At 57.3% G+C, this 22,407-nt stretch carries 24 protein-coding genes and 1 pseudogene; 18 read left to right on the top strand and 7 right to left on the bottom strand.

All coding sequences use genetic code 11. The annotated features are described in order from the left end of the window. Positions 1–126: 126 nt before the first annotated feature. A complete protein-coding gene (locus tag VG146_03725) occupies positions 127–3,885 on the bottom strand; it encodes a protein kinase (GenBank protein ID HEV2391453.1) in 3,759 nt (1,252 codons plus the stop codon). A gap of 120 nt (positions 3,886–4,005) precedes the next feature. Further along, the gene (locus VG146_03720; protein HEV2391452.1) at positions 4,006–4,632 is read right to left on the bottom strand and encodes a sigma-70 family RNA polymerase sigma factor; all 627 of its coding nucleotides are present in this window, start codon (positions 4,630–4,632) and stop codon (positions 4,006–4,008) included. A gap of 268 nt (positions 4,633–4,900) precedes the next feature. On the opposite strand from VG146_03720, the gene VG146_03715 reads away from it, so the two are divergent. The 5 genes from VG146_03715 (at position 4,901) to hisS (ending at position 11,950) form a co-directional block, all read left to right on the top strand. Further along, positions 4,901–6,781: a hypothetical protein gene (locus VG146_03715; protein ID HEV2391451.1), complete on the top strand. Its 1,881-nt coding sequence runs from the start codon at positions 4,901–4,903 to the stop codon at positions 6,779–6,781. A gap of 47 nt (positions 6,782–6,828) precedes the next feature. Continuing rightward, positions 6,829–9,120: a hypothetical protein gene (locus tag VG146_03710; GenBank protein HEV2391450.1), complete on the top strand. Its 2,292-nt coding sequence runs from the start codon at positions 6,829–6,831 to the stop codon at positions 9,118–9,120. A 260-nt stretch (positions 9,121–9,380) separates the two neighbouring features. Then, positions 9,381–9,926: a Uma2 family endonuclease gene (locus VG146_03705; protein HEV2391449.1), complete on the top strand. Its 546-nt coding sequence runs from the start codon at positions 9,381–9,383 to the stop codon at positions 9,924–9,926. A gap of 9 nt (positions 9,927–9,935) precedes the next feature. Continuing rightward, positions 9,936–10,631 carry a DUF6789 family protein gene (locus VG146_03700; protein ID HEV2391448.1) on the top strand — a complete coding sequence of 232 codons (696 nt, stop codon included), beginning with the start codon at positions 9,936–9,938 and terminating at the stop codon, positions 10,629–10,631. Positions 10,632–10,687: 56 nt separating this feature from the next. After that, positions 10,688–11,950, top strand: coding sequence for a histidine--tRNA ligase (gene hisS, locus VG146_03695; GenBank protein ID HEV2391447.1), 1,263 nt, complete (start codon positions 10,688–10,690; stop codon positions 11,948–11,950). Between the two features lie 198 nt (positions 11,951–12,148). Here the strand turns inward: hisS and VG146_03690 are convergent, their stop codons facing one another. Continuing rightward, the gene (locus VG146_03690; GenBank protein HEV2391446.1) at positions 12,149–12,331 is read right to left on the bottom strand and encodes a hypothetical protein; all 183 of its coding nucleotides are present in this window, start codon (positions 12,329–12,331) and stop codon (positions 12,149–12,151) included. A gap of 67 nt (positions 12,332–12,398) precedes the next feature. Here VG146_03690 and VG146_03685 point away from each other — a divergent pair, with 67 nt between their 5' ends. From VG146_03685 to VG146_03675, 3 genes are read left to right on the top strand one after another with little or no spacing between them, the layout of a single operon-like run. After that, entirely contained in the window at positions 12,399–12,908 is a 510-nt protein-coding gene (locus tag VG146_03685) for an NUDIX domain-containing protein (protein HEV2391445.1), read from the top strand. 4 nt (positions 12,909–12,912) lie between these two features. Beyond that, positions 12,913–13,422 carry a tRNA adenosine(34) deaminase TadA gene (tadA, locus tag VG146_03680; GenBank protein HEV2391444.1) on the top strand — a complete coding sequence of 170 codons (510 nt, stop codon included), beginning with the start codon at positions 12,913–12,915 and terminating at the stop codon, positions 13,420–13,422. Beyond that, positions 13,397–14,413 carry a class I SAM-dependent methyltransferase gene (locus VG146_03675; protein HEV2391443.1) on the top strand — a complete coding sequence of 339 codons (1,017 nt, stop codon included), beginning with the start codon at positions 13,397–13,399 and terminating at the stop codon, positions 14,411–14,413. The genes tadA and VG146_03675 overlap by 26 nt, the downstream gene beginning before the upstream one ends. Here VG146_03675 and VG146_03670 read toward each other — a convergent pair. Continuing rightward, on the bottom strand, positions 14,324–15,073 hold the full coding sequence (locus VG146_03670; protein ID HEV2391442.1) for a polysaccharide deacetylase family protein: 750 nt from the start codon (positions 15,071–15,073) through the stop codon (positions 14,324–14,326). The genes VG146_03675 and VG146_03670 overlap by 90 nt on opposite strands. Before the next feature lie 128 nt (positions 15,074–15,201). On the opposite strand from VG146_03670, the gene trpD reads away from it, so the two are divergent. The 9 genes and pseudogenes from trpD to VG146_03625 all read left to right on the top strand — a co-directional run bounded on the left by trpD (position 15,202) and on the right by VG146_03625 (position 20,063). Further along, positions 15,202–16,254 carry an anthranilate phosphoribosyltransferase gene (gene trpD, locus VG146_03665; protein ID HEV2391441.1) on the top strand — a complete coding sequence of 351 codons (1,053 nt, stop codon included), beginning with the start codon at positions 15,202–15,204 and terminating at the stop codon, positions 16,252–16,254. Positions 16,255–16,348: 94 nt separating this feature from the next. Beyond that, positions 16,349–16,498: pseudogene (locus tag VG146_03660) on the top strand (DUF4339 domain-containing protein). Positions 16,499–16,558: 60 nt separating this feature from the next. Further along, positions 16,559–16,819 carry a TM2 domain-containing protein gene (locus tag VG146_03655; protein ID HEV2391440.1) on the top strand — a complete coding sequence of 87 codons (261 nt, stop codon included), beginning with the start codon at positions 16,559–16,561 and terminating at the stop codon, positions 16,817–16,819. A gap of 52 nt (positions 16,820–16,871) precedes the next feature. Then, on the top strand, positions 16,872–17,363 hold the full coding sequence (locus VG146_03650; protein ID HEV2391439.1) for a DUF4190 domain-containing protein: 492 nt from the start codon (positions 16,872–16,874) through the stop codon (positions 17,361–17,363). Next, positions 17,332–17,784, top strand: coding sequence for a DUF2752 domain-containing protein (locus VG146_03645; protein HEV2391438.1), 453 nt, complete (start codon positions 17,332–17,334; stop codon positions 17,782–17,784). Before VG146_03650 ends, VG146_03645 begins: the two co-directional genes overlap by 32 nt. A 141-nt stretch (positions 17,785–17,925) precedes the next feature. Further along, on the top strand, positions 17,926–18,309 hold the full coding sequence (locus VG146_03640; GenBank protein ID HEV2391437.1) for a hypothetical protein: 384 nt from the start codon (positions 17,926–17,928) through the stop codon (positions 18,307–18,309). A gap of 380 nt (positions 18,310–18,689) precedes the next feature. Continuing rightward, entirely contained in the window at positions 18,690–19,295 is a 606-nt protein-coding gene (locus VG146_03635; protein HEV2391436.1) for a hypothetical protein, read from the top strand. A 90-nt stretch (positions 19,296–19,385) separates the two neighbouring features. Beyond that, a complete protein-coding gene (locus VG146_03630) occupies positions 19,386–19,625 on the top strand; it encodes a hypothetical protein (protein HEV2391435.1) in 240 nt (79 codons plus the stop codon). A 3-nt stretch (positions 19,626–19,628) separates the two neighbouring features. Beyond that, positions 19,629–20,063 (top strand): TA system VapC family ribonuclease toxin, encoded by a 435-nt coding sequence (locus VG146_03625; protein ID HEV2391434.1) that lies wholly within the window; start codon positions 19,629–19,631, stop codon positions 20,061–20,063. Between the two features lie 167 nt (positions 20,064–20,230). On the opposite strand, the gene VG146_03620 is transcribed toward VG146_03625, so the two are convergent. Next, a complete protein-coding gene (locus tag VG146_03620; GenBank protein ID HEV2391433.1) occupies positions 20,231–21,295 on the bottom strand; it encodes a class I fructose-bisphosphate aldolase in 1,065 nt (354 codons plus the stop codon). 440 nt (positions 21,296–21,735) lie between these two features. Between VG146_03620 and VG146_03615 the strand changes: the two genes are divergently transcribed. Continuing rightward, positions 21,736–21,900 (top strand): hypothetical protein, encoded by a 165-nt coding sequence (locus VG146_03615; GenBank protein HEV2391432.1) that lies wholly within the window; start codon positions 21,736–21,738, stop codon positions 21,898–21,900. A gap of 62 nt (positions 21,901–21,962) precedes the next feature. On the opposite strand, the gene rpsR is transcribed toward VG146_03615, so the two are convergent. Both rpsR and rpmG read right to left on the bottom strand, forming a co-directional pair. Further along, on the bottom strand, positions 21,963–22,229 hold the full coding sequence (gene rpsR / locus VG146_03610; GenBank protein HEV2391431.1) for a 30S ribosomal protein S18: 267 nt from the start codon (positions 22,227–22,229) through the stop codon (positions 21,963–21,965). A 9-nt stretch (positions 22,230–22,238) separates the two neighbouring features. After that, positions 22,239–22,406, bottom strand: a complete 168-nt coding sequence (gene rpmG / locus VG146_03605) for a 50S ribosomal protein L33 (GenBank protein ID HEV2391430.1) — start codon at positions 22,404–22,406, stop codon at positions 22,239–22,241. Between the last annotated feature and the right edge of the window lies 1 nt (position 22,407).

Here is a 22,407-nt window from a genome sequence, read left to right as displayed (position 1 = left end):
ATTGAACCGCTTTAGCGGTTTCCTAACACCGCGACCGAACACTGCGGTAGGAAAACCGCTGAAGCGGTTAGACCACGCGGCCGGCTCGCACACACCCCGCTGCTCGCAGACGCCGCCGTAACTGACTCATGGTATTGCCTTCTCTTCCGCATAGGCCGAAGCGCGCCGCCGAAGGTACGACAGATCGCCAGCTTTTGCCGCAATGAGCCGGTTGAGGTGAAACACGGCGGCAAACCATTCTTTGCTCTTCTCACTGGCCTCCGCCTCGCGCTCATCCCAGGCAAGAGCGTCCGCTGCAGAAATTGCAAAATCGGCCGGGTATTTCGCGCGCAAAACCCGCCAAATCTTAACCAGGTCCTTGGATTCTATCGATGTGCCGTCCCCATCGCTGTCGTTTTGCTGTCCACTCAAGAATTCAGCCATTAGCAGAAGGTCTGGGGCCGGACGCTGATTCATTCCCAACTGCCAAATGCCCGCACTATGATCATCGCTGGCGGTCGCCACGCGGCTTCCATCGGGACTGAACGTGGCCCACCAAACTGGCCCAGCGTGTTTCAGGGGCAAACCTAAAGGCTCGCCCGTTGCAGCATCCCACACACGGGCCATGCCATCCTGACAGGCAGTGACCACCCGCCTGCCGTCCGCGCTGAAAGCAGCGTGCTCCACCTGTCGATTATGGCGCAAAGTGACCAGGGGCTTCCCGGTTGTCGCGTCCCAAATTCGGGCCGTTTTATCAAAACTGGCGGTGACCACCCGCCGGCCATCTGGGCTGAACTCGGCCCACGGCACCCCGTCAAAATGCCTGAGCGGCGGTCCGGCAGGCCGGCCCGTGCGCCAATCCCAGATTTGTGCCTCACGCTCCTCCAAAGGCGGCCAAACTGAAGCGGATAACAGCGTGCGACCATCTGGGCTGAATGAAACAGCGGAGATTATGCCTTTGATTGTCATGACCGGAGAGAGACCTAGACCTGATTTTGCATCCCAAACCCGAATCTGTTCCTGATGATTGGCGAGAAGAGGCCAGTCATCGGCCGAACCAGTGGCTACGTAGCGGTCGTCGCGACTAAAGACAGCCCTAACTACACGCTTTTGATGCTGAAGCACGCAGATGAGCGACCCGGCTGGATAGGCCATCCAGACCCACGCACTTCCATTCGTGTCCGCTGTGACAATGCGCTCGCCATCAAGACTGAGCCCGACGCGGAGGGTTTTACCTCCCTGGGCTTCAACGGAGAGCTCCAAGCCACCATTGACCGCATCATATACACCTGCCCCTCTCCCATCCGTGAGGACCTTCTTCCCATCGACGCTGAACCCAGCGTGGAAGCGCGGATACATGGCAATCGGGCTTTTTCCTCCCAGGAAAGATGTTATCGGTTCGCCGGTAGCAATGTCCCAAACTCGCGCCATGCAATCCTCGGAAGCCGTGACTACCCGGGTTGCCTGATCGTTAAACTCGATGCTATTGACCCTCTCTTCATGGTGCAGACTGAGCATCGTTGGGGAAAGCGGCAGCAAGTCCCACAGGCGCGCCAGGTCATCGCGGCTGACGGTGAGCAGGCGTCTGCCCTCAGGGCTGAAGGTGGCAAAGTTTCCGTTATTGTTCTCGGGCAACCGCGCTAACAACTCACCCGTAACCGCATCCCACAGGCGCACTACCGGTTCCGAACCGGCGGTAACCAACCGCCGGCCATCGGGGCTAAACTCGGCATGCCGAACGTCACTGTCGTGGCGCAACGGCACGCAGGCCAGCTCACCGGTTAAAGTGTCCCACAAGCAGGCGGTCTGATCCCGGCTCGTGGTAACAATCCGCCTACCATCCGGACTGAATGCAGCATAGAGGACCCCCTTATGATGCCTTAACGCAGGGGCGCAAGGACGCCCGGTGCGAGCGTCCCAAAGCTGCGCGGTGTGATCCTCGCTTGCCGTGAGCACGCGAAGACCGTCCGGACTGAACACCGCCCGTTCGATCTTATCGGAATGCTTCAGTGGGGGGGCTATCGGCTCGCCCGTAACCGCGTCCCAAATGACAGCCGTCTTATCATCGCCGGCCGTAACGATACGCGCTCCGTCGGGACTGAAGGCCGCACTCCGAATGGTACCCGCCTGGCGAAAGGGCCGCCCCACCATTTTGCCTGTGGCCGCATCCCAGACCTGCGCTTCTCCCAGTTTCTCTCCTGCGTGGCGACGAAGCCTGACGGGCCTGCCATTGGCCAGCTCCCGCTCCTCGACCGCCTCCTTGTCCTCGCCAACAGCACCGCTTCCAGTAAGAATCCTTTCGCCATCCGGACTGAAAGCGATGCACCAGATTTCAAACTGGTTCTGCAGCGGGGGGCAAAGAGGCCGGCCCGTGGCCGCATCCCAGATCCGCATGGTAGCGTCGTGAGTAACAGTAGCAATCCGCCGGCCATCTGGACTGAAGATTACGTGGCGCACCTCGTCATTGTGCATCAGCGGTGGCAACACCGGCTCCCCGCTTGCGGCGTCCCAAACCCGCGCGGTGTGGTCCGCACTGGCCGTGACAAACCGCAGGCCATCCGGGCTGAATGCTCCCTCGCACACCCGGCTCTGATGCAAACAAACCGCGGTCAGCTTGGGGCATTGGCGCCAAACCGATTCAAAACGGTAACGGTGCATTTCTTCCGCGACCGCATCACCACTTGCCGATCGTAAGGACTCTGCGATCCAAGGCAGCGCCCCCGGGAAGTCGCCTTCATCGATACGCCGCACCGCATTGGCGACCTGAAGGCGAATCAGCCGGTGAGTGGCTGTTTTATGGGCTCGGCTGGTTTGTAAATATTCGCCGCCGATTAGAAACATCAGCAGCACAATGCCACAACTCGTCTTGGTAACGAGAGCTAAGCGCCGCTCCAGCAAGTGGAGGCGTTTGACCGATTGGCCGCTCTGGACCAGGAGCAGATCCCGCTGCATCGCTTGTGCTGATGCGTAGCGCTGGCGAATGTCAAGGGCACAGGCCTTGAAAATCACCTCGTTCAGCTCAAGCAAAGATTGCTGGTCTGGTAAAAGCGCCAAGTCTGTTGGAGGGTCAGGGTAATCCTGGCGATCCTTGCCGGTGCTCATTTCGTAGAGCACCTTGCCCAGGCTGTAGAGGTCCGCCTGCGCACTCCCCGGCCCTTCCGGAGGCATGAACCCCTCCGTGCCAACACAGGAAAGGGTATGCCCCGCTTCAGCCACCAAGCCTATGTCTGCCAACTTCAGCAGGCCCCCCACGAAAATGATGTTCGACGGTTTAATGTCCCGGTGTACCAGGCCCTGCTCATGCAAATGATCAAGCGCCTCCGTCAGCGAAAGACCTACCCGCACAGATTCGGAGGACGACAGCCGGCCACGGTTTCGCAGTCCGCTGCGAAGTGTTTTCGGGGAGTACGTCTCCGGACCAACATAGCTTGATGACTTCCCAACGTCTGCCCCCGGTTGCATCCCGTCTGCGGGACCGCTTCGCACCCCGGTTACCAGAGCCGCCTCCAGTGCACTGCCGGTTGCTTCATCGTCGGCCAATTCCATCACATAATAAAAATATCCTGCCTCATCATTCCGACCGACTTGGAGAATATCCATCAGCCCCGGGTGCGAACGGGAGACGGGCTCGAACTTGAGAATTCCTTCAAACTCACGCTCGTAGGGGCGATCGTGCTCAAAACTGCGGCGATAAACCACCTTGACTGCGCGGTATGTCCCCATCACGTTGCGAGCCAGCCAGACCTGGCCATAACTGCCTCCCCCAATGCGGCGCAGCAATTCATGATCGGGAACCTGCGGAGCAAATACCCGCTCCGGTCGCGCTGGCGGAAAATACTCTACTTTCGGCGCGGGGGGCACTGCGGACAATTTTTGCGCCCGCGTATCCACATCAGGGTCACTCATGAACTGAATTTAACCCCTTTATACTCCCTTGCCGGGATTGAGCAACCCATTTCGGTCATCACGTAAAAACAGGTCCCGTGCCCGTTCGACTCGGCAAAGAGCCTGTTTCAAAATTCCCGGCTAAAAGCATTTAGTCTCCAGCCGCTTGACCTCCTTTTTGATCAGCGCTGAAACGCGGTGCTTGGCCAAATAGACGCGGCTGACCGGCACGCGAAGCGAACGGGCAACCTCCTGGATCGGCTGTTGCTTTATCGCGTAGAGGTAAAACATCTGGTACTGCCTCGGGTTGACCTTCTCCTTGATCGTCTTCATGGCGCTGCCCAGCACCGCCTGTTGCCATTGAGCCTCCCAAATTGCATCCAGCTCAGACCCTCCGGGGACTGGAATCCGTTCGACCGTTGGAGTGCGGGCGGTTTCTGACGGCAGCCGGCGGCCCTGCGCCCCAGGAGGCGGACGCTTGCGCAATTGATCGACGATGCGTTTGCGCGTCAAGTGCTGCAGCCACGTCTTGAACGAGCACACCTTTGGGTCGTATCGGAATCCTGGCATCGTTTTCGCCACTGACATTATTGTCTCCTGGATGACATCCTGCGCCTCTTCTTCGGTTAATCCGGCCTTGATCGCCACATTATAAATCAAGCGCCAGTACGTGTTGAAAAAGTCATGCCAGCTTTCCTGGTCACCCCAATCTTTCAGCCGGCTCAGCAAGCTCTGGCGTGTCGGGAGCAATTCGCTTTCGATACTCATGATGAGCGCCCTTATTATCCGCTGAATATTAATCGCAAACCCAGGGCGGTTCTTTCAAACAAATCCGGAAAATCTTTTTTTGCGATTTTTTGAAAGATCCGGCGCCGCCGCCCGATTAACTATAAAACACTGAGCTTTTGCGCACACGAACCAAATGCCCGCACGCTGCATGAATACAACACAGGTGCCTGCCGGTCACCTCTTGCCACAATCCTCTGTACCGCCTCCGGATACGCTAAAATGCGGGGCTTACCAAAAAAGGCAGATTATGAAGCAACCTTCCAGAGTTCGCAAAACAGCCCTGCCGGCGATTTTCAGCGCCGTGCTTTGTGCGGTCTTTTCTGCGGGCGCCCAACAATCCATCGGTTGGCATGATCGCATGACCCTGCAGTTGGGCGACGGAGTGGCATTGAATCGGCAGCAAGAGCCGGCGTTTCCAGGAATCATTAGCAGTTTGTCCCTCCCCGTCACAAGTACCGGCGGTTGGTCTGAGTCTTACACTTACGCACAGCACACCTACGATATTGTCAGCAGCGTTTCCGCCAACAGCGCGGTTAGCTTGAACGCGCTGGTTTTTGGCGGTGATGTCAATGTCAGCTTTTTTGGCCGCCACACCTTCGACGCCAATGACCTGACTTTCATCTACACGGCATCACTGGGTCCGACCAGCGTCTCCTACGATGCGGCGGTTTTTTCGTCAAATTTCTGGAACCAAGTGGCGGTTTACCGGAAGTCGTTGCAGGACGAAGCGTTGCACTCGGCGATCACCAGCACGTTTGGCACTCACTACGTCTCCGGCTACCAAGCGACGAGAATGGTCGCGGTGGTATATACCTTCCACTACGCCTCCGCTTCCGCCAGGCAGCAGTCGAGTTTGTCCGCGAGCGGGGGCGCCGGTTTGGGAGGCGTTGGAGACGTGAACTTCTCCACTTCCGTCAATAATTTTTTTGCGGACACGAACACAACTGCGAGCATGAGCTATGACTTCTGGTCGAGCGATCCCCAGGCGACGAACAATCCCGGCTTCGCCTCGGCCGGGGTGATCACCAACCCCCAGCAGTTTTTGCAGTTTGTGGGCCAATTGCGGACCTATGTGACGAACATGAGCTTGAGCCATGCCAAGATCACAGGTTACATTTTGAGTCCAATCCAGACCGTGGCCGGTTACTCCTCCCTCTTCAGTCCCTCCTTCCAAATACCAATTGCGAACCCAGCGAACTACGATGGTTTTCTGCAGGCTTATGCGGCGCTCCAAGCCTGGAAGCAGCATTTTGACCCCTGGATTCTGGATGGCGACGCCATGAGTTGGCTCAATGCCCAGGGCCGGCAGCAAGTGCTTGGAGAGTGGTTCACCGCTGAGAACCATCTCGCCACGATGAAGTCCCTCGCCGCCGGTCATTTCACCACGAACGCGCCGCTGGCCATACCGGCCGACATCGTCAATTATTTGGCCACGCTGAACGATATCAGTCTTCCGCGAATTTACTCCATAAAGGGCGCGAGCTTCCCCGTCGTTGTGAGCGGCAACTATTACATGCTCGGCTTGGTTGATTGCGGCTGCAGCGACCAGACCATAGCCATTCCCTTCAACAACTTGTCGGAGCTGTACTACGGGACCAACAATGGATCGCTCGTTCCGATTTACTACGACGCACAGGATTTCAAGAAAGCCCAACTAGGGGCTTATCCAAGCGGCACCGTCCATAATGACTTGCAAACCTTCTTCAATGGAACAAATGGAACATGGCCGTCCTGGACAAACGCGGCCAATATTTCTGGCCATCGGTATGGATTCTTCCTCGCCACGCAACCGGTCACACACGAGACAAACTGGTCCCTGGTGATCAGTGGCGGCACTGATGCCAACGGAAACGCCTTGGTTGTGGACGAAATGTACTTGTCGGACCAGACCCGGGTTGCCACTCCCTCTTCAGTATCACTGCCTTGCACGATTACCATCACCAATCTGGCTGGCACGAATCTCGCCAGCGTTTCCACCTCCACTGCCACGGTGCCGGCGAGCGGGCTGGTCGCCGCGGTTCAGCCGATCACCCCGCAAGGTGGACTGCCGGAAACTTCCGCGATCTCCGTGCCGGTCCTGTTTAGTCGAAACAGGAATGGGCAAAAATCATCCCGCGCCGGGGATTGAACGAAACCAAACTATGTCACGCCAACTAGACCACTGAAAAGCCGTTTATGAAACAACGTTCGGAAATCTGCGCGCTAGCAACAGTTGCCGCCTGCCTTTGGTGGTCACATCCGGCGGCAGCCATCGTGGTGGGTTGGCATGATCCATCTAAAATGACCATCAATTGCACCAGTGGTTACGGCGACGGGGTGCTATTGAATCAGCAGGGGCAACCCGCGCCAAAAGGCAAAGGTCTGGTCGTATTAAGCACCAATGGAACGCTGCTCAACGACGGTTGGCAAAGCGAGCATGTTACTTTTGCGCAGCACACTTACGACATGATCAAGACGCTCTCGGTTAACAGCTCCATCAGCCTCGATACCCTTGTTGGAGGCACCAGCATCGGATTAAGCTTTTTGAACAAACAGAACTTTTACGCGACCAATCTGACGTTCGTCTTTACGAAGACGCGCAATTTCGGGACGACGCTTTATTCTCCGATAGGTTTTTGCCCGATTTGCGGGAATTTCACGTACGACGTGCCGGCCTGGCAGACGAATCTGCAGGGCGAGGCCCTGCACGCGAAAATCACCGGCGAATATGGGACGCACTACGTGGCCGGCCTGCAAAGGGCGGCCTTCGTTTGGGCAGCTTATACTTTTAGCTACTCGTCGGCCACCGTCAAGCAACAGTTGAGCGTGACCGCGAGCGGCAGTTCACTGGATTCCGCGAGTTTTTCCGCTTTCGTTGACTCGTTTTTCAAGAGCACCAACACTGCCGTGTCCATGAGCTGTCAGATAACATCAAGCTCTTCGAGACTACCGCCGCAAGGCGGCTTGATCACCAGCTTCCAGCAATTCAGGACGAACGTCAGCCAACTCGAGAATTACGCGAATTCATTCACCGAGGCTGATGCCAAAACAACGGGCTACGTTTTGAATCCGATTCAGACCGTTCCCGGTTACCTCTCTCTGCTTGGGGGGTACATCCCGCCGCCAATGGACCAAGCCGACTATGACGGCTTTCTCCAAGCCTACACCGCCCTGCAAGTTTGGCAGCAACGCCTCGCCCCCTGGAAGAATGCAAACTGGCTGAACCCCCAGGGTAAGCAGCTCGTGACGAACAAGTGGAGCGACGTGAATGGTTATCTCACCGCCATGACCACCATCGCCAACAATCATTTCAACTCGGGTGCGCCGCTCGACGTGCCCGATGATATTGTCACTTTCCTCGCCAACCTGAGTGATCTCAGATTTCCCACCCTTTACGCCCTGGACAGCTTTCCTTACAAAATTTACAATGCCAGCGCGGGTGGCGGCATTAACTACCATTGCCTGATTGGCCGGGTTGACTGCGGTAGCTCCGGTATCATCATCGCACAACCATTCGGCAACTTGCTTCTATTGCACAATGGGAACTCCACTTCAACCTCAACCAATGTTTATTATGACCCTTCCGTTTTTGAAAGTACCATGTTGCTCGCCTATCCAAAGGCTGCTCTCAATGATATAAATGGCACTATCACTACCCACCTGCAAACGCTGTTCACCAATGAACAATGGGCCTGTCTGACAAATCCAACTACGAACCCCGACCGCAACGGATTCTTTGTCGTGACGATGCGCGACGACACCACCAAGGCGGGCGACGCAGCGAACTGGTCGGTCGAGATCACCGACGGTTCTTCCGGAAAGGTTGTGGACGAAATGCTCTTCCTTGACACCCGCTCCGGCGGGTGCGGATCTCCCGACCAGACGCCCAGCACGGTGCGCGTGTCCCTCACGCCTCTGTCCGCGTCGGGCAGCGGGGTGGTTGGCCTCGCACAACCGGTCACGATGCAAGTAACCAATCAAAGTTCCGTTCAGGCCTACGGCGCTACCGTCTCGTTCACTCTGGACAACGCCTTCGATTTTGCCGGCGCGGGCGGCCCGCAAGGTTCAGCCTCTTTCAACTCAACGAATCGGCTCGTTGTTTATACCTTGGGGCCGTTGCTGGGCGGGACCAGCGCAAAAATCAATTTCCAACTGGTTCCCCTGCGGGCTGGGGCGGCTGTGCCCGGCACTTCGCCCATGCTCGCATTGGGCGCTGGTTTGACGAATTCCGCGGCGAATGCGGTTTCCTTTTCACCCCTCCAATCGGTAGAGCCAATCTTGGACGTGACACCGACCCTGGGCGGGATTCAGCTTGGTTGGTCGTCGGACTCAGTTCGCCTGGCGGTTGAGGGCAGTTGGGAGCTTGGCTCAGGAGAGTCCTGGTCCCCCACAACCAATAGAGTATTGCAAGCGGACAACGGCAGCCACCATTTCCTGGGCATTACGATCCCCAGCCAACAGGACTACTTCCGGCTTCATGGCCAGTGACGCCCCGACCGCCCCGGCGCGGACAGCAGCCTGCGCCATCTTGGTCACTTCCAGAAATGATTCTAGTCTTCTGGCGGTGGTGAGACTCCGACCTCGCAAGTTCGTGCTGTTCACGCGTCGCCAGAGACGCTCTGTCTAATTGGACGGCGCGAGTTTCAGTTCGATATCGCTAAATAACGGCTCAAAAGAAGTCTTTAGGCCAGGGTTTGCGTCGCCTTCCGCCAATTGACGGCCCTGGTCGCTCCATTCTATTGTAGGCCATGGCAACGTTGACGATCCGGTTACCCTCGCAGCAAAGCCAAACCGAGTTCAATCTTCGCCGGTGGGCTGAGCTGCTGGCCGATTCCAGGCTGGCCCGCATCGATGAGCGCGTTGAAACCGACCGTTTTGGCCACATTATCATGAGCCCTCCACCCACTGCAGACCACGGAAGTTTCCAGTTTCGTATCGGCGCCTTGTTGGACCAGTTCATGCAAACAGGGCGTGTTCTGACAGAATGTCCAATCTCGACAGCCGACGGTGTGAAAGCAGCGGACGTGGCATGGGCATCCCCCGAGCGCCTGCAGGAATTGGCGGACTCCATTGCCTTCCCCCGCGCTCCTGAAATTTGCGTGGAAGTGCTTTCGCCGCGGAATACAGATGCAGAAATGCGAGAGAAAATGGCACTCTACTTTGATGCGGGCGCGAAAGAAGTGTGGCTGTGTTCAGAATCAGGAACGATGGGATTCTTCCACTCGATCACCCATCAGCCCGCGCCCAAGTTCAAGGTCTGCCCCCAATTTCCTGGGCACGTCAAATTGCGATGAGGATTGAGCATGCGAATCAGTAACTCGCCGGACGCGAGAATGCAGTTGTGGACTCCTTGTTGGCGTTGGGCTGTTTTCATTCTTTCCGCGACCTCCATCTGGTGCCTGCTGGCGGAGTTTTATGGGATTTGTTCCATGCGGACCTTTACGCTGTTTGTCTCGGCGCCGGCGTTGATGTTGCTGGGGGCCTTAGCTATAGCCGATCGTTTTCGGGGAGACCACAAACTGTGGCGGGCCGTCCTCATCGGAGCGGCCGCCGGGCTGCTGGCCGCGGTGGCGTATGACGCGTTCCGCCTCCCTTTTGTTTTTTCGAAGCAATGGGGCCTCCAATCCATTGTGCCACCGATGAATCTGTACAAGGTATTTCCCCAGTTTGGCGCGATGATTTTGGGCCAGCCACAGGAACAACGCGCCTATTCGACCGTTTCGCACCTGCTGGGCTGGGCTTACCATTTCAGCAACGGCGTTACCTTCGGCATCATGTATCTGGCTGTCATCGGCGACGCCGTGCGACAACCTTGGCTCTGGGGCGTGGTCATGGCGGCTGGACTCGAAGCGGCGATGCTCTTTACGCCTTACCCAAATGTGTTTGGGATTGCGCTCACTGCCGCTTTTGTGGCGGTCACACTCACGGCGCATTTGATTTTTGGCGCGGTGATGGGGTTGACGGCTCGAAAGCTGGCCACACGCCCAGCCAGCAGCTAATCAGGGCGTTTTACTTTTGCTTTTCTTCTGCCGGCTTTTACCTTCTGGCCTGAACTATGGAACGTTTACCGGGCTTTCGCGATTTCTATCCCGAGCCAGTGCCGCACGAGGACCTCTGGAGCGCTGACACGCGCCAGCACATCTTTGACCACTGGCGCCGGACGGCCCGCCGCTATGGATTTCGCGAATACGACGGGCCGCCCCTCGAACCATTGGAACTCTTCACCACCAAGAGCGGCGCGGAAATTATCGGGCAGCTCTATAATTTCAAAGACAAAGGCGAACGCGACGTGTCCCTGCGGCCCGAGATGACCCCCACCCTGGCGCGGATGGTCGCCGCTCACGAACGCAGCTATAAAAAGCCCATCAAATGGTTTGCCATCCCCCAATTGTTCCGTTATGAGCGCCAGCAAAAGGGCCGATTGCGCGAACATTTCCAACTTAATGCCGATATTATCGGCGAAACGGATTCTGCAGCCGACGCCGAGCTCATGGCACTGTTGATTGATACCCTCCGCGCCTTGGGTCTGACTGAAACGGATATCGTTCTGCGCCTCAGCAGCCGTAATGCCTGGCACGACTTCTTTCACCGCCACCATGGAGACCCAGCCAAAGAGTACGATTTTTACCAGGTCATCGACAAACTGGAGCGAGAAGCCCCTGAAACGAACGAGCAAAAACTGCGGGGCCTGGGCTTCTCAGTGGTGGAGGTCATGGCCCTGATTGATGAGGCCAAACCCACAACGGAGCTCCAGCTTATTCTGGACAATCTCTCCGCGCGCGGCTTGAGTGATTTTGTCAAAGTCGATTACGGCGTCATTCGCGGCTTGGCTTATTACACGGGCATTGTTTTTGAGGCCTTTGATCGCAAAGGAGACCAGCCTCGCGCAATCGCCGGTGGGGGCCGGTACGATAACCTGGTAAAGCTCATCAGCGGCGGCAAAGTGGACCTGCCGGCGCTGGGCTTCGGCATGGGCGACGTCGTGCTGGCGGAGTTGCTGAAGAGCCGGAAATTGCTCCCGGAGTTCCACGCCGCGCTGGATGCGTTTTGTATCATCGAAGATGAGGCGCTGCGACCGGAAACTTTGAAATTTATCCAGGACCTGCGCTCGGCCGGCTTATGTGTGGATTATTCTTTGACCCGCGCCAAACCCGATAAACAATTCAAGCGCGCCCAGGAGCTGAAAGCGGCTCGCACCGTGGCGCTCGGTCGCAATGCCGCAGGCGAGTTGGTGGTGAAAACAAAAGACCTGGAAACCCGACAGGAGCGGATTCTCGGACGGGCGGAGGCAATTGGGGACTTACTGAGGACTCCATAACATGAACTTCATCTCTAATCTGGCAATGCTTCTCCCTCTCCCCTTTCGAGGGGGAGAGGGGTCCCTGTGTGTAGTCCATCCCACGGTCCTCCCGAGTAAAGTGGAATCGCTGAGGAAAGAGCAAGCGCTCAGAAGTTTCTTTCGAACATCGAACATCCAAACGGAGCATTCAACATTGAAGCTGGCCATCCAATTCGGTCAATCTTTAGGTGGACGCACGCTGAAGCGGACCATGGGGCGATTGGATTTGGAGGTGACTCGGCTATGGCTCTTGCGGCGGCGCCTGCGCAGTCGGGCATCGTGTGAAAGAAAAGCCAAACCGGCCCATAGCCCAATGATTGCCAGCGCGACCACTACATAAATCAACCGATCACCATGCATGCGGCAGTTTTAACCTCACCCGGCAAGAGTGTAAAGGGTCTTCAGAGTTTGGCCAAGATAGCGAGTGATGACGCAATATAGAATTTCGACACTGCTCTACTGCTTCAACCAGCAGGACGAGGTCCTTTTAATGGAAAGGGCACAGCAACCCAATCTTGGACTTTGGAGTCCGTGCGGCGGGAAGCTGGATACGGCTCGAGGGGAATCGCCTTTTGCCTGCGCGCGCCGTGAGGCGCAGGAGGAGCTGGGATTGCGGATTGACAACCGCGCTCTGCACCTGGCCGGCATTGTGAGCGAATACGGCTACCAAGGCCAGAGCCACTGGCTTATGTTTCTCTTTGAAGTCAAACGCAAGCTAAGCACGTTGCCACCTCCTCACCGCGAAGGACGGTTTGAATTCTTTCCAACCCAAAGCATTCCTCAATTGAAGCTGCCCCAGACGGACCGTGAGCGAATCTGGCCCTGGTTTTGGCAGTACCGCCATGGATTCTTTGCCGCCCATTGTCATTGCCTCGAGGACGGCGCAAACGATTGGACCCTGGAAGAGGCATGCACGCCCGGTTTAATTGGCTTTTGAGCTTATGGACCCGATAATCGACCTGCAGAGTGACCATTACTTTATGGGCGAAGCCCTGCGCCAGGCCGCCCGCGCTTACCAGGCCGGGGAAGTACCTGTCGGGGCAGTTGTCGTTCGTGAAGGCCGCATCATCGCGCGCGCATTCAATCAGGTGGAGTTGCTCAAGGACGCCACCGCCCACGCGGAGATGCTGGCCTTGACGCAAGGGGAAGAGGCCGTCGGCGACTGGCGATTATCAGACTGCACCCTCTATGTCACCAAGGAACCGTGCCCTATGTGCGCTGGCGCTGTCGTGCACGTGCGCCTGGCGAGAGTCGTCTTCGGCGTCAGCGACCCCAAAGCGGGCGCAGCAGGGACCGCCTTGAACCTGCTCGATTTCCCGGGTTTGAATCATCGATGCGCCATCACCAGCGGTGTGCGTGAACCCGAATGCCGGGCGCTGCTCCAGGCCTTTTTTGTCGAACAGCGCAACAAAGCGAAGCCCGAAAATGCAGACGGCCTGCGACCGGAATAAAGCGCCGGAGGACTGGCGCAGTCCAAGACGCTTCGCGCGGACCGGCACGAGAGGGCGCGCCGGCGTTTTGGACTATAATAGTCAAAACACCGTTGCCTTGTGGGGCGCTGCTCCGTACTCTGGCTGGCGTCTGGTGAGCGAGTCGAAATATATTGAAAAGAAGGGTTATCTCTCGCCTTATACACATGCGAGGATGGTGGCCCTTCACGAGGCGGCCACGCGGCGGTCTGCCGGTTCTGCCCAAGAGGCGGAATGGCTGCGCGCCGTGCAGGAGGACTTGCCGCGATTTATTCCTTTTTTGGTAAGGAAATGCGGACTGGAGTTCCGAGGCCGTGTGCTGGAGATCGGAGCGGGCGGAGGCTGGCTGAGCGCCGAAATCTCTAAATTGCCAAAAGTGGTCGAGGTCATTACCACGGATTTTTCGGCCGTGATATTAAAGGAACAGGCGCCCAAGGTTTTTCAGTTGCTCAACGCGCGCAATGCAAAAATCACGAGAATGCCTGGCGATTTCCACCGGTTCGATTTCCCGAACAATCATTTCGATTTCGTGGTCTGCTCCGCCGTGCTGCACGACGCCGTCAACATCGTTCAAGTGTTGCGCGAGGCCAAAAGGATCCTCAAACCAGGGGGTCAATTTGTCGCCATCCGGGAGCCGGTCTGGCCGCTGGTCAAAATCAAATCCCGTTCCAGAATGGTGGCCAAGCTGGTCGCCACCGGCGTTAACGAGCGCTTTTACACCTTGTCGGATTACCAGGAGTTTTTCCGGCAAGCCGCCCTGCCGCTCGAAGTCAAGCGAGTCAATCTCTCTCGCGGGTTCAAGTATTACGTGAACAAAGTCCTCAACGGGCTGACGCACGCGCGTTATGCTTTTATTGGCGTCAAGCGCGGCACAGGTCAGAGCTCAGCCAACCTGCGCTCGCAGGCGGGACCAGATGGCCTTCAAATTGCGGCTCGGATACCGCGCGGTGAATCGCTTCAGCGCAAAGGGTGAATCCGCCGCAGTATTCACACCGGCAACGGTCGTGCACGCGGTTTTGTATCCCGCGCTCATCACCAACTCGCGAATTGCCGGGTTCCAATCACCGTAGGGGTAGCAGAAGTGCTGGATCGGGCGTCCGAAGCAGTCCTCGAGCTTTTTGCGGCTGGCGCTAATTTCCTCTTGCGCGCGGCGCCGGGCAATTCGGGTCAGATAGGGATGCGTCAGCGTGTGGGAGCCGATCTCATTTCCGGCAGCGAGCCAATCGCGGACCTGCTGCACATCCATCATCGGTTCGGGCACCTCGCCCAGAGAGACATCCCACTGATTGTGTTTGCCCAGCAGATCGGCCACTAAAAAGAGAGCCGCTTTGAATTTTGCTGCGGCCATTGGCTCCAAGCCGTAGCGGAGGACATTAACATAACCGTCATCGAAAGTGAGGGCAACGCGCTTGTGCTGATTGGGCCCGGCACAAGCCGCCAGCGAACCGCTGCTGAATCCCGCCCGGCGCAACTCCCCCAATTGCCTCGCAAACATCGCCCGGCTCATGTAGAGGCCTTTGAGTCGCACACCCCCGGGGCGCGGCCCCAGTTTGTGGTAGGCCAGGACGGCGTTGCCTGTACTGAAGATTTTCCGGAACGGCGCGAGCCTCGAGTAATAAGCCGGAGTCGTCATGTGAACTGGATTTTATGCGGCCACATTGGCCGATGTCGAGTCAGGCCTCAACGCAGTCAACGCAGCAAACGACAAGGACACTCCAAATTTGCTCTTTGGCCCTCGCCACGACCACCTTATGATGGCGTGTGCTCGAAGAACTATTGGTTCAACTCAGCTCATTAGAACATTTGACGGAGGGCCAGGTCTGCCTGGCAGTCGAACAGTTAGTCAATGAAACGGCCCCCGTCGAGGTCAAGGCCCAGTTCCTGACGCATCTTGCCCTCAAGGGCGAGACGGAGCTGGAAATCGCTTGTTTTGTTCGGGAACTGCGCAAGAGGGCGGTGCAACCCGCTTTGAATGGACAATTGCGCGCGCGGGAAATACTGGACGTAGTAGGGACGGGCGGAGACCGGCTGAGCACGTTCAACATTTCAACTACCGCGGCCCTCCTGGCCTCGGCGGCTGGGATCGTAGTGGCCAAACACGGCAATCGTGCGAGCACGTCGCTGGTGGGGAGTGCTGACGTCATGGATGCGCTGGGAATTCCATTCGATTTGGGCCCGGAAGAGGCGGCGCGCTCGCTGCAGGAACACGGGTTCGCCTTCTTCTTTGCCCCCAAGTACCATCCGGCATTCCGGCACATCATTCCGGCCCGAAAGCTTTGCGCCGAGCGCGGCCAAAGCACCATCTTCAACCTTCTTGGACCTTTGCTCAACCCGGCGTCCCCCTCAGCGATGCTCATAGGCGTCCCCCGGCCAGAACTGTGTTTGCCCCTGGCTCGCGTGGTGCAGGCCCTGGGTGTGCGCCGGGCGATGGTGGTCTGTGGCTCGGTGGCAGATGGGCCAGATTCTTTGCGCTACCTGGACGAGATTTCTCCCCTGGGGCCAACGGTCGTGGCTGAGTTCTACCAGGAAAACGCCATTACCACCTCCAGCCTGTCGCCGCAGGACTTCCCGCTGCAACCAGCGACCCTGGCCGACTTGCAAGGAGGGGATGGCAGGCAGAACGCAGCGATCATTCGCCAAATTCTATGCGGGCAAGAACGAGGGCCTAAACGCGATGCGGCCCTGCTCAATACCGCGGCGGCGCTGTTCGTGGCGGGACGGGCCGATAGCATTTCAACCGGGTTGCAATTGGCAGCAAGCGTGATTGACAGTGGCCTGGCTGCCCGGAAGCTTTTGGAATTATCAAAAGCCTGAGGGGTCTCGCCTGACTAATTGGCTTGCCAAAGAAGTCCTCCCGGGTTACGCCTAAGCCAAGCTCAGGGTTCCGGTATTCTATGCAAAAGAAAGGATGCTTATGTATCGAATTGTAGGTTCGGATGGCCAACAATACGGGCCGGTGTCGGCCGAGCAACTGCGCCGCTGGCTCGTGGAACGCCGCATCAGCGCCCAAACTCTCGTTCAAGCCGAAGGTTCGCAAGAATGGAAGCCTCTGGTTTCCTTTCCTGAATTCGCAGCGGACTTGAAGATTCCCCCCTCCTCGACGGCGCCCTCTCCGCCGCTGCCTGTTGCGCATCCGCTGGCCTCGACGAAGATTCCGGCCGGGATTTGCGGGATTCTCCTCGGCTCTCTCGGTGTCCACAAATTCATCCTCGGCTATACGGGCGCAGGGCTGATTATGTTGTTGGTGACGGTCCTGACATGCGGCTTGGGCGCTATTGTCATGCATCTCATCGGTCTGATTGAAGGAATCATTTACCTGACCAAAACCGATGAAGACTTCGTCCGGACCTATGTCGAGCGCCACCGCGAGTGGTTCTGAATGCGCGCGTTGAGCAAGCGGACCTTTTGAGCCAAAGAGTCTATGGACATTTATGTATAAAATCATTGGCGGCGATGGCAAGGAGTATGGCCCTGTCTCGGCTGAGGTCCTCAGACAATGGATTGCCCAGGGCCGCGCCCACAGTCAGACCAAAGCCATGCCCGAAGGAGGAGCTGAATGGAAAGGCCTCGCCGAATTGCCGGAGTTCATGGCTGATTTTGTCAAACCGCCAGCCGCGACGCCGTTCCCGGTCGCCGTCGTTCAGCCGTCTCGAACCAATCCCCTGGCCATTACCGGAATGATTCTGGGTTTGTGCTCAATCCTTTGCTGCTGCTACGGTTTTCCTGTGAGCCTGGCTGGGATTCTCTGTTCGAGCCTGGCGCTGGCGCAGATCAGTCGAGCCCCCCACACCGAGCATGGCACCGGTATGGCCATAGCAGGTCTGGTGCTCTCGGTGCTGAGCCTTCTCTTTGGCGCGGTGTTCTTTGGTTTGAGCTTTGCCCCAGGTTCGCATGAGTTCTTCCGGCGGATTCATCGGCTGTAATATGCGGACCGGATCGAGAGTTGGCCACCTGTGGTTGCTTGGCTTTGTGGCAACGGTGTTCGCAGCGTTGGCTGCAACGGTGCTTTTTCGATTCGATCCGAACCAATATCCTTTTTACCCACGGTGCTATTTTCATGAATTGACAGGCATGGAATGCCCCGGGTGCGGTTCCTTGCGAGCACTGCATCAATTGCTCCACGGAAATTTTATGGCGGCTCTGCGGTACAACGCGATTCTGGTACTCTCCTTGCCGCTGCTTGCCATCGCAGGGGCCCGGGCGGCCCTGGCGTGGCTGCGGCGGGAGCCGGTTGCATGGTCCTTGCGGCCAGCTTGGCTTTGGAGCGCCCTGGTCGTCATGGTTGGCTTCGGGATTGTACGCAATCTGCCGTGGGGCCACCTTCATTGGGCCTTTCAGCATTAAACCCATCTCGCTCGTCCCCGGCCCTTATTCAAAACCGAACCGAAGGGGAGATTCTCAAAGCCATCGTTCCATCGCGCTCTAGTGGAATCACAGCTTGCGCTTTGTCCCGGGCGCGCCGATGTATGCTTGGTGAAGTTTTCTTTGTCTTTAGGTCCGCGTCAACCGCTTAGCCGTGAGACGGCGTGGGCTTGTGTGACGGCAAACCTGGCTGTGCCGGGGGCGGGCTCGCTCATGGCCGGGCGGCTCTCGGGTTACGTCCAAGCCGCTTTGATGGCCGGTGGGTTGGTTCTCACAGTCCTGTTTGGGGCTCGGCTGGGGGTATGGTACTTTCACAACTGGTCGCGGTTGCAGACCGAGACCGATCCGCTCGCAGCTTTAAGCGAACTGTGGCAGCAAATCCGCTGGCCTCTGCTTGGCTTTGCGCTGTTCGCCCTGGCCTGGATTTGGGCTTTGGTTTCAAGCTGGCAAATCCTTTCTGAAGCCAAAAAGAGCCAAAATCTGCCTCCACCCGAGGCATCCTCATAGTTTTGCCGCGCAGCGTCACCTCTCTTTGTCAGGTAATTCCCTGACAAATAATCTCTGTTCTTCCTGACTCGGCAAAACAACGGCTCACGTCCTATTCTGGGCGCGTTGTTAGATCGCGCATCGATATCAGAAGAGAAACTTGAACACATGCAGAAACTCCCCGAGCAAGCGCTTTCCTTTTTGGTACGGAGAACAGAGGTTCGGTTGGGAGAAGACCCGGCGTCTCGATATGGCTACTCTCTTAGGGGGTTTGAGGGGGCTATGCGAGACGCTGGGTCCCCCTTTTGGATTTCAGCCCCGGCGCGGCTAAGCACAGCCCTCCAAATTCGCTGGGAGCCGGAGGTCTATTGGACCATAGCAGTCCAACCTTCCGAGCGCTCATGAATTCACGGAAATCTGCCATTAACCCCGAGGCAGTCCTGGAACGGGTTGCGCCCTCTCAACAATCCCAGTACGCCCTGAATGTGACGGTAGTGTACGAGGATGCTTCCACTCGCCAATGGGCGAGGGAAACTTGCGAACGGGTTGCGGGTCTGGTGGGACCCGAGGCAGTGCGGACCACTTGGTGGCGCCTGAATGATCTCAGCGATGCTGCGGTGCTGGCCGGGGCCGTCTCGACCGCGTTGCGCGCCGACATCATCGTCGTGGCTATCCGAGCTGCAGAGGGGTTGCCGCTGCCATTTTTCGTTTGGGTCGATTCCTGGCTGCCGCACCGCGGGCCTGGCACGGCCGCATTAGTGGCCCTGGTAACCTTACCGGAGCGCCCGCGGATTGCGATGGAGCGAGCGCGCGAGTACTTGGATGCTGTCGCGCGCAAAGGACGGTTTGATTTTCTGATCGAGGAACGCCGCTTGCCGCTGGAAAAACCGGCGAACTCCTCATCGCCCTCCCGCCAGGCAAGCGCGAACACGCAGCGGTTTCCCGGTCCTTCCCCTCAACGCAGAGGTCGCAGCGAGCGGCGCGCCAAAGTGGCAGCGACAGCCTGACGGGATTGTCGTTCTCTTTGCAGTCGCACGTTGGCGCGAGTTAATATCCCCGCATTGACAAGATCAATCTGATGCGATAACATCAGATGCATGAGAACCACACTCGATATTGAAGATGACGTTCTGCAAGCGGCTCGGGAATTAGCCCAACGCGAGGGCAGCACGACCGGTCGAGTGCTCTCTGCCTTGGCCCGGCGTGGACTGGGGTCCCCAAGCACCCGGGCAAAGGGCAAGGCCGAGAACCGTGGGGGCGTGCCACTCGTGCCTTCCCGGGGCGAGGTCATCACGTTGGAGCGAGTGCGCCGCCTGATTGACCAGGAGGGGGTTTAGGGCTTGCGCGCTTTATTCGATATCAATGTTGTGATTGCCTTGCTGGACCCGGATCATGCCTTCCATGATCGGGCGCATGCCTGGTGGGCAAGCCACGCACCGCAAGGTTGGGCAAGTTGTCCGCTCACCGAGAACGGGGTTGTCCGGGTCATGTCCAATGCCAGTTACAGCCAGCATACGCGCTTTGCGCCGGGCGACCTGGTTTCGCGCCTTGAGCAATTTGCGGCGCAAACCGATCACCAGTTCTGGCCCGACGACATCTCATTACGAGACGCGGACATATTCAAGAGGGACCGCCTTCACAGTTCGCGCGGGGTGACTGATCTGTATCTGCTGGCATTAGCAACGGCTCATGAGGGGAGACTTGCCACTTTCGACCAGAACATTGCGCTTTCCGCTATCCGATCAGCCAAAGTCGCAAACCTCTGCGTTCTCTGAGAAGTCTGGGCCAATTGCTCAAAGGTTTGCGTACGGACTGAACCAGTTGTCCTCGACTGGGCATGCGACGCCGGTGGGCAAACAACGCAATAGTTGGAATGCCGCTGCTCTATGGGAACCGCCCGCACCGACCAGACAATCGGCGCCGGGCCAGTCAATGGCACGGCTTACGCCACTGTGATGTCTTTGCTCAAATAGACATCCTGGATGGCGTTGAGCAACGCGACGCCCTCCTTCATCGGTCGTTGAAAGGCCTTTCGCCCTGAGATGAGACCCATACCACCGGCGCGCTTGTTAATCACAGCGGTGGCCACAGCGCTGGCCAGGTCCCCTGCCCCTTTGGATTCGCCGCCGCTGTTAATCAGTCCGGCGCGGCCCATATAACAGTTGGCGACCTGGTAACGGCACAGGTCAATTGGGTGATCGCTGGTCAGTTCGGTGTAAATCCGCTCGTCATATTTGCCGTAGCTGGAACCAGGCGCGTTGAGGGCTTTAAAGCCGCCGTTGTTCTCTGGAAGCTTCTGCTTGATGATATCCGCCTGAATGGTCACCCCCAGGTGATTGGCCTGGCCGGTCAGGTCGGCTGAGACATGGTAATCCTTGTCCTTTTTGAAAGCGTTATTGCGCAAATAACACCAGAGCACGGTAGCCAGGCCCATCTCGTGTGCGAGCGCAAAGGCCTGTGCCACTTCGATAATCTGCCGCCCGCTCTGGTCCGACCCGAAGTAAATGGTTGCCCCGACCGCAGCAGCCCCCATGTCGTAAGCTTCTTTGACAGTTCCAAAGAGGATCTGGTCGAACTTGTTTGGATAGGTCAGCAATTCGTTATGGTTAAGCTTCACCAGAAACGGGATTTTATGGGCGTACCGGCGCGCCACAGCCCCCAGCACGCCAAAGGTCGATGCCACAGCGTTGCATCCGCCTTCGACCGCCAGCCTCACGATGTTTTCCGGATCGAAATAATCGGGATTCTTGGCAAAGCTCGCGCCGCCTGAGTGTTCGATACCCTGATCGACGGGCAGGATCGATAAATAACCGGTGCCACCCAGCCGGCCATGACCTATCAACCGCTGCAGGTTGCTCAGCGCTCGGTTATTGCGATCCGAAACCGCATAAAGCCGGTCCACAACATCGGGACCGGGAAGGTGCAGGCGTTCCTTAGGGATTTTGGGAGTCTTAAAGTTGAGCAGGTGGTCAGCTTTGTCGCCGAGCAATTGTGCAATAGGTGTCATAAATTTTTGTTATCAGGTCTAATTTTAGTTCAAATTATCATTGCCGGATTGCCGCAAATCCTCCCGGTGGCCTTTCCGTGAAGCTCCGCCGCCGGATCAATGGCGGGCGCGATTCTACCCAGATTGCCTTTTTGCGCCACTCCCAATTACGCCATTCGAAAAGTATAGTCTCCCCTTCTTGGAATTATAAGGGCGTCCGCCCGGCCAGATGACAATCTTGATCAGAGACTCCTTACGTCGTCTCCTACAAAGATTTGGAACCGACCTTGCCATTGGCCCTGCTTTGGGGTGTCGCCGGAAAAATATTTAGTAGATTTCCGCCCCGGAAGTGGTATGATGGGTACGCTTGAAGCCGGTGCCATCAATCGAGCATGGCCGGCCTGAACAAGGAACAGGCCGACGGCATCGTTCACACCTGAATAACCCAAGGAAGTCAAGCTATGACCAAATCGTTGGAAGTCATCACTGAAGCCATTCGGAATCCAAAACCACCGTTTCGCAAGATTGATAACCAACCAAAAAAACCCCTTAAGCATCGATACGAGCGCAGGAAAATTAAGGAATACCTGCATCTGAGCGAGTGGGAACCCACCGAGGCGGCTTAAAAACGATGAAAAACCTGAACTGAATCTGGACAAGGCCGCGCCTGAGCGTGGCCTTTCTTTTTTTACTTCATCAGGAGCATCTGCCGGGCGCGTTTGATCGCTCGATTCAATCGTCGCTGATAATGGGCGGGCAGCCCGGTGTATTTGCGGGGCAGGATACGGCCTTGATCGGTGACAAACTGCTTCAAGAGATTCGTGTTCTTGAAATCGAGGGCGTCCACCGTAAAGTCAATCTTGGGCTTGGGCCGCGGGGTGCGCGCCTCGGCAAAAGAACTGCGGCCGCGCGCGCCACGTTTTGCGGGTTTATCAGGGCGTGTTTTGCGAGGCATAGGTGAGGATTATTTAATTTCTCGATGCAGTGTGTGGCGGCGCAGAGCCGGGTTGTACTTCCTGAGTTCGAGCTTCTCGGTCTTTAGTTTCTTGTTCCGAGTGGTCGTATAGCGCGAGGGCGACTTGCCTTCCTTGCGCGCTTCGGTGCATTCGAGCGTGACAATTTCCCTGGGCATA

It is taken from the genome of Verrucomicrobiia bacterium, from assembly GCA_035946615.1.
GTDB lineage: Bacteria > Verrucomicrobiota > Verrucomicrobiia > Limisphaerales > UBA8199 > DASYZB01.
Note: the sequence above shows the minus strand (reverse complement) of the source record. Positions and strands in the feature narration are given on the sequence as shown.

Bases quoted from the DNA above. Each gene is read 5' to 3' on its own strand.
- VG146_03725 (HEV2391453.1), bottom strand. From the start codon at position 3,885: ATGAGTGACCCTGATGTGGATACGCGGGCGCAAAAATTGTCCGCAGTG.
- VG146_03720 (HEV2391452.1), bottom strand. From the start codon at position 4,632: ATGAGTATCGAAAGCGAATTGCTCCCGACACGCCAGAGCTTGCTGAGC.
- VG146_03715 (HEV2391451.1), top strand. From the start codon at position 4,901: ATGAAGCAACCTTCCAGAGTTCGCAAAACAGCCCTGCCGGCGATTTTC.
- VG146_03710 (HEV2391450.1), top strand. From the start codon at position 6,829: ATGAAACAACGTTCGGAAATCTGCGCGCTAGCAACAGTTGCCGCCTGC.
- VG146_03705 (HEV2391449.1), top strand. From the start codon at position 9,381: ATGGCAACGTTGACGATCCGGTTACCCTCGCAGCAAAGCCAAACCGAG.
- VG146_03700 (HEV2391448.1), top strand. From the start codon at position 9,936: ATGCGAATCAGTAACTCGCCGGACGCGAGAATGCAGTTGTGGACTCCT.
- hisS (HEV2391447.1), top strand. From the start codon at position 10,688: ATGGAACGTTTACCGGGCTTTCGCGATTTCTATCCCGAGCCAGTGCCG.
- VG146_03690 (HEV2391446.1), bottom strand. From the start codon at position 12,331: ATGCATGGTGATCGGTTGATTTATGTAGTGGTCGCGCTGGCAATCATT.
- VG146_03685 (HEV2391445.1), top strand. From the start codon at position 12,399: ATGACGCAATATAGAATTTCGACACTGCTCTACTGCTTCAACCAGCAG.
- tadA (HEV2391444.1), top strand. From the start codon at position 12,913: ATGGACCCGATAATCGACCTGCAGAGTGACCATTACTTTATGGGCGAA.
- VG146_03675 (HEV2391443.1), top strand. From the start codon at position 13,397: ATGCAGACGGCCTGCGACCGGAATAAAGCGCCGGAGGACTGGCGCAGT.
- VG146_03670 (HEV2391442.1), bottom strand. From the start codon at position 15,073: ATGACGACTCCGGCTTATTACTCGAGGCTCGCGCCGTTCCGGAAAATC.
- VG146_03650 (HEV2391439.1), top strand. From the start codon at position 16,872: ATGTATAAAATCATTGGCGGCGATGGCAAGGAGTATGGCCCTGTCTCG.
- VG146_03645 (HEV2391438.1), top strand. From the start codon at position 17,332: ATGAGTTCTTCCGGCGGATTCATCGGCTGTAATATGCGGACCGGATCG.
- VG146_03635 (HEV2391436.1), top strand. From the start codon at position 18,690: ATGAATTCACGGAAATCTGCCATTAACCCCGAGGCAGTCCTGGAACGG.
- VG146_03630 (HEV2391435.1), top strand. From the start codon at position 19,386: ATGAGAACCACACTCGATATTGAAGATGACGTTCTGCAAGCGGCTCGG.
- VG146_03620 (HEV2391433.1), bottom strand. From the start codon at position 21,295: ATGACACCTATTGCACAATTGCTCGGCGACAAAGCTGACCACCTGCTC.
- VG146_03615 (HEV2391432.1), top strand. From the start codon at position 21,736: ATGACCAAATCGTTGGAAGTCATCACTGAAGCCATTCGGAATCCAAAA.
- rpsR (HEV2391431.1), bottom strand. From the start codon at position 22,229: ATGCCTCGCAAAACACGCCCTGATAAACCCGCAAAACGTGGCGCGCGC.
- rpmG (HEV2391430.1), bottom strand. From the start codon at position 22,406: ATGCCCAGGGAAATTGTCACGCTCGAATGCACCGAAGCGCGCAAGGAA.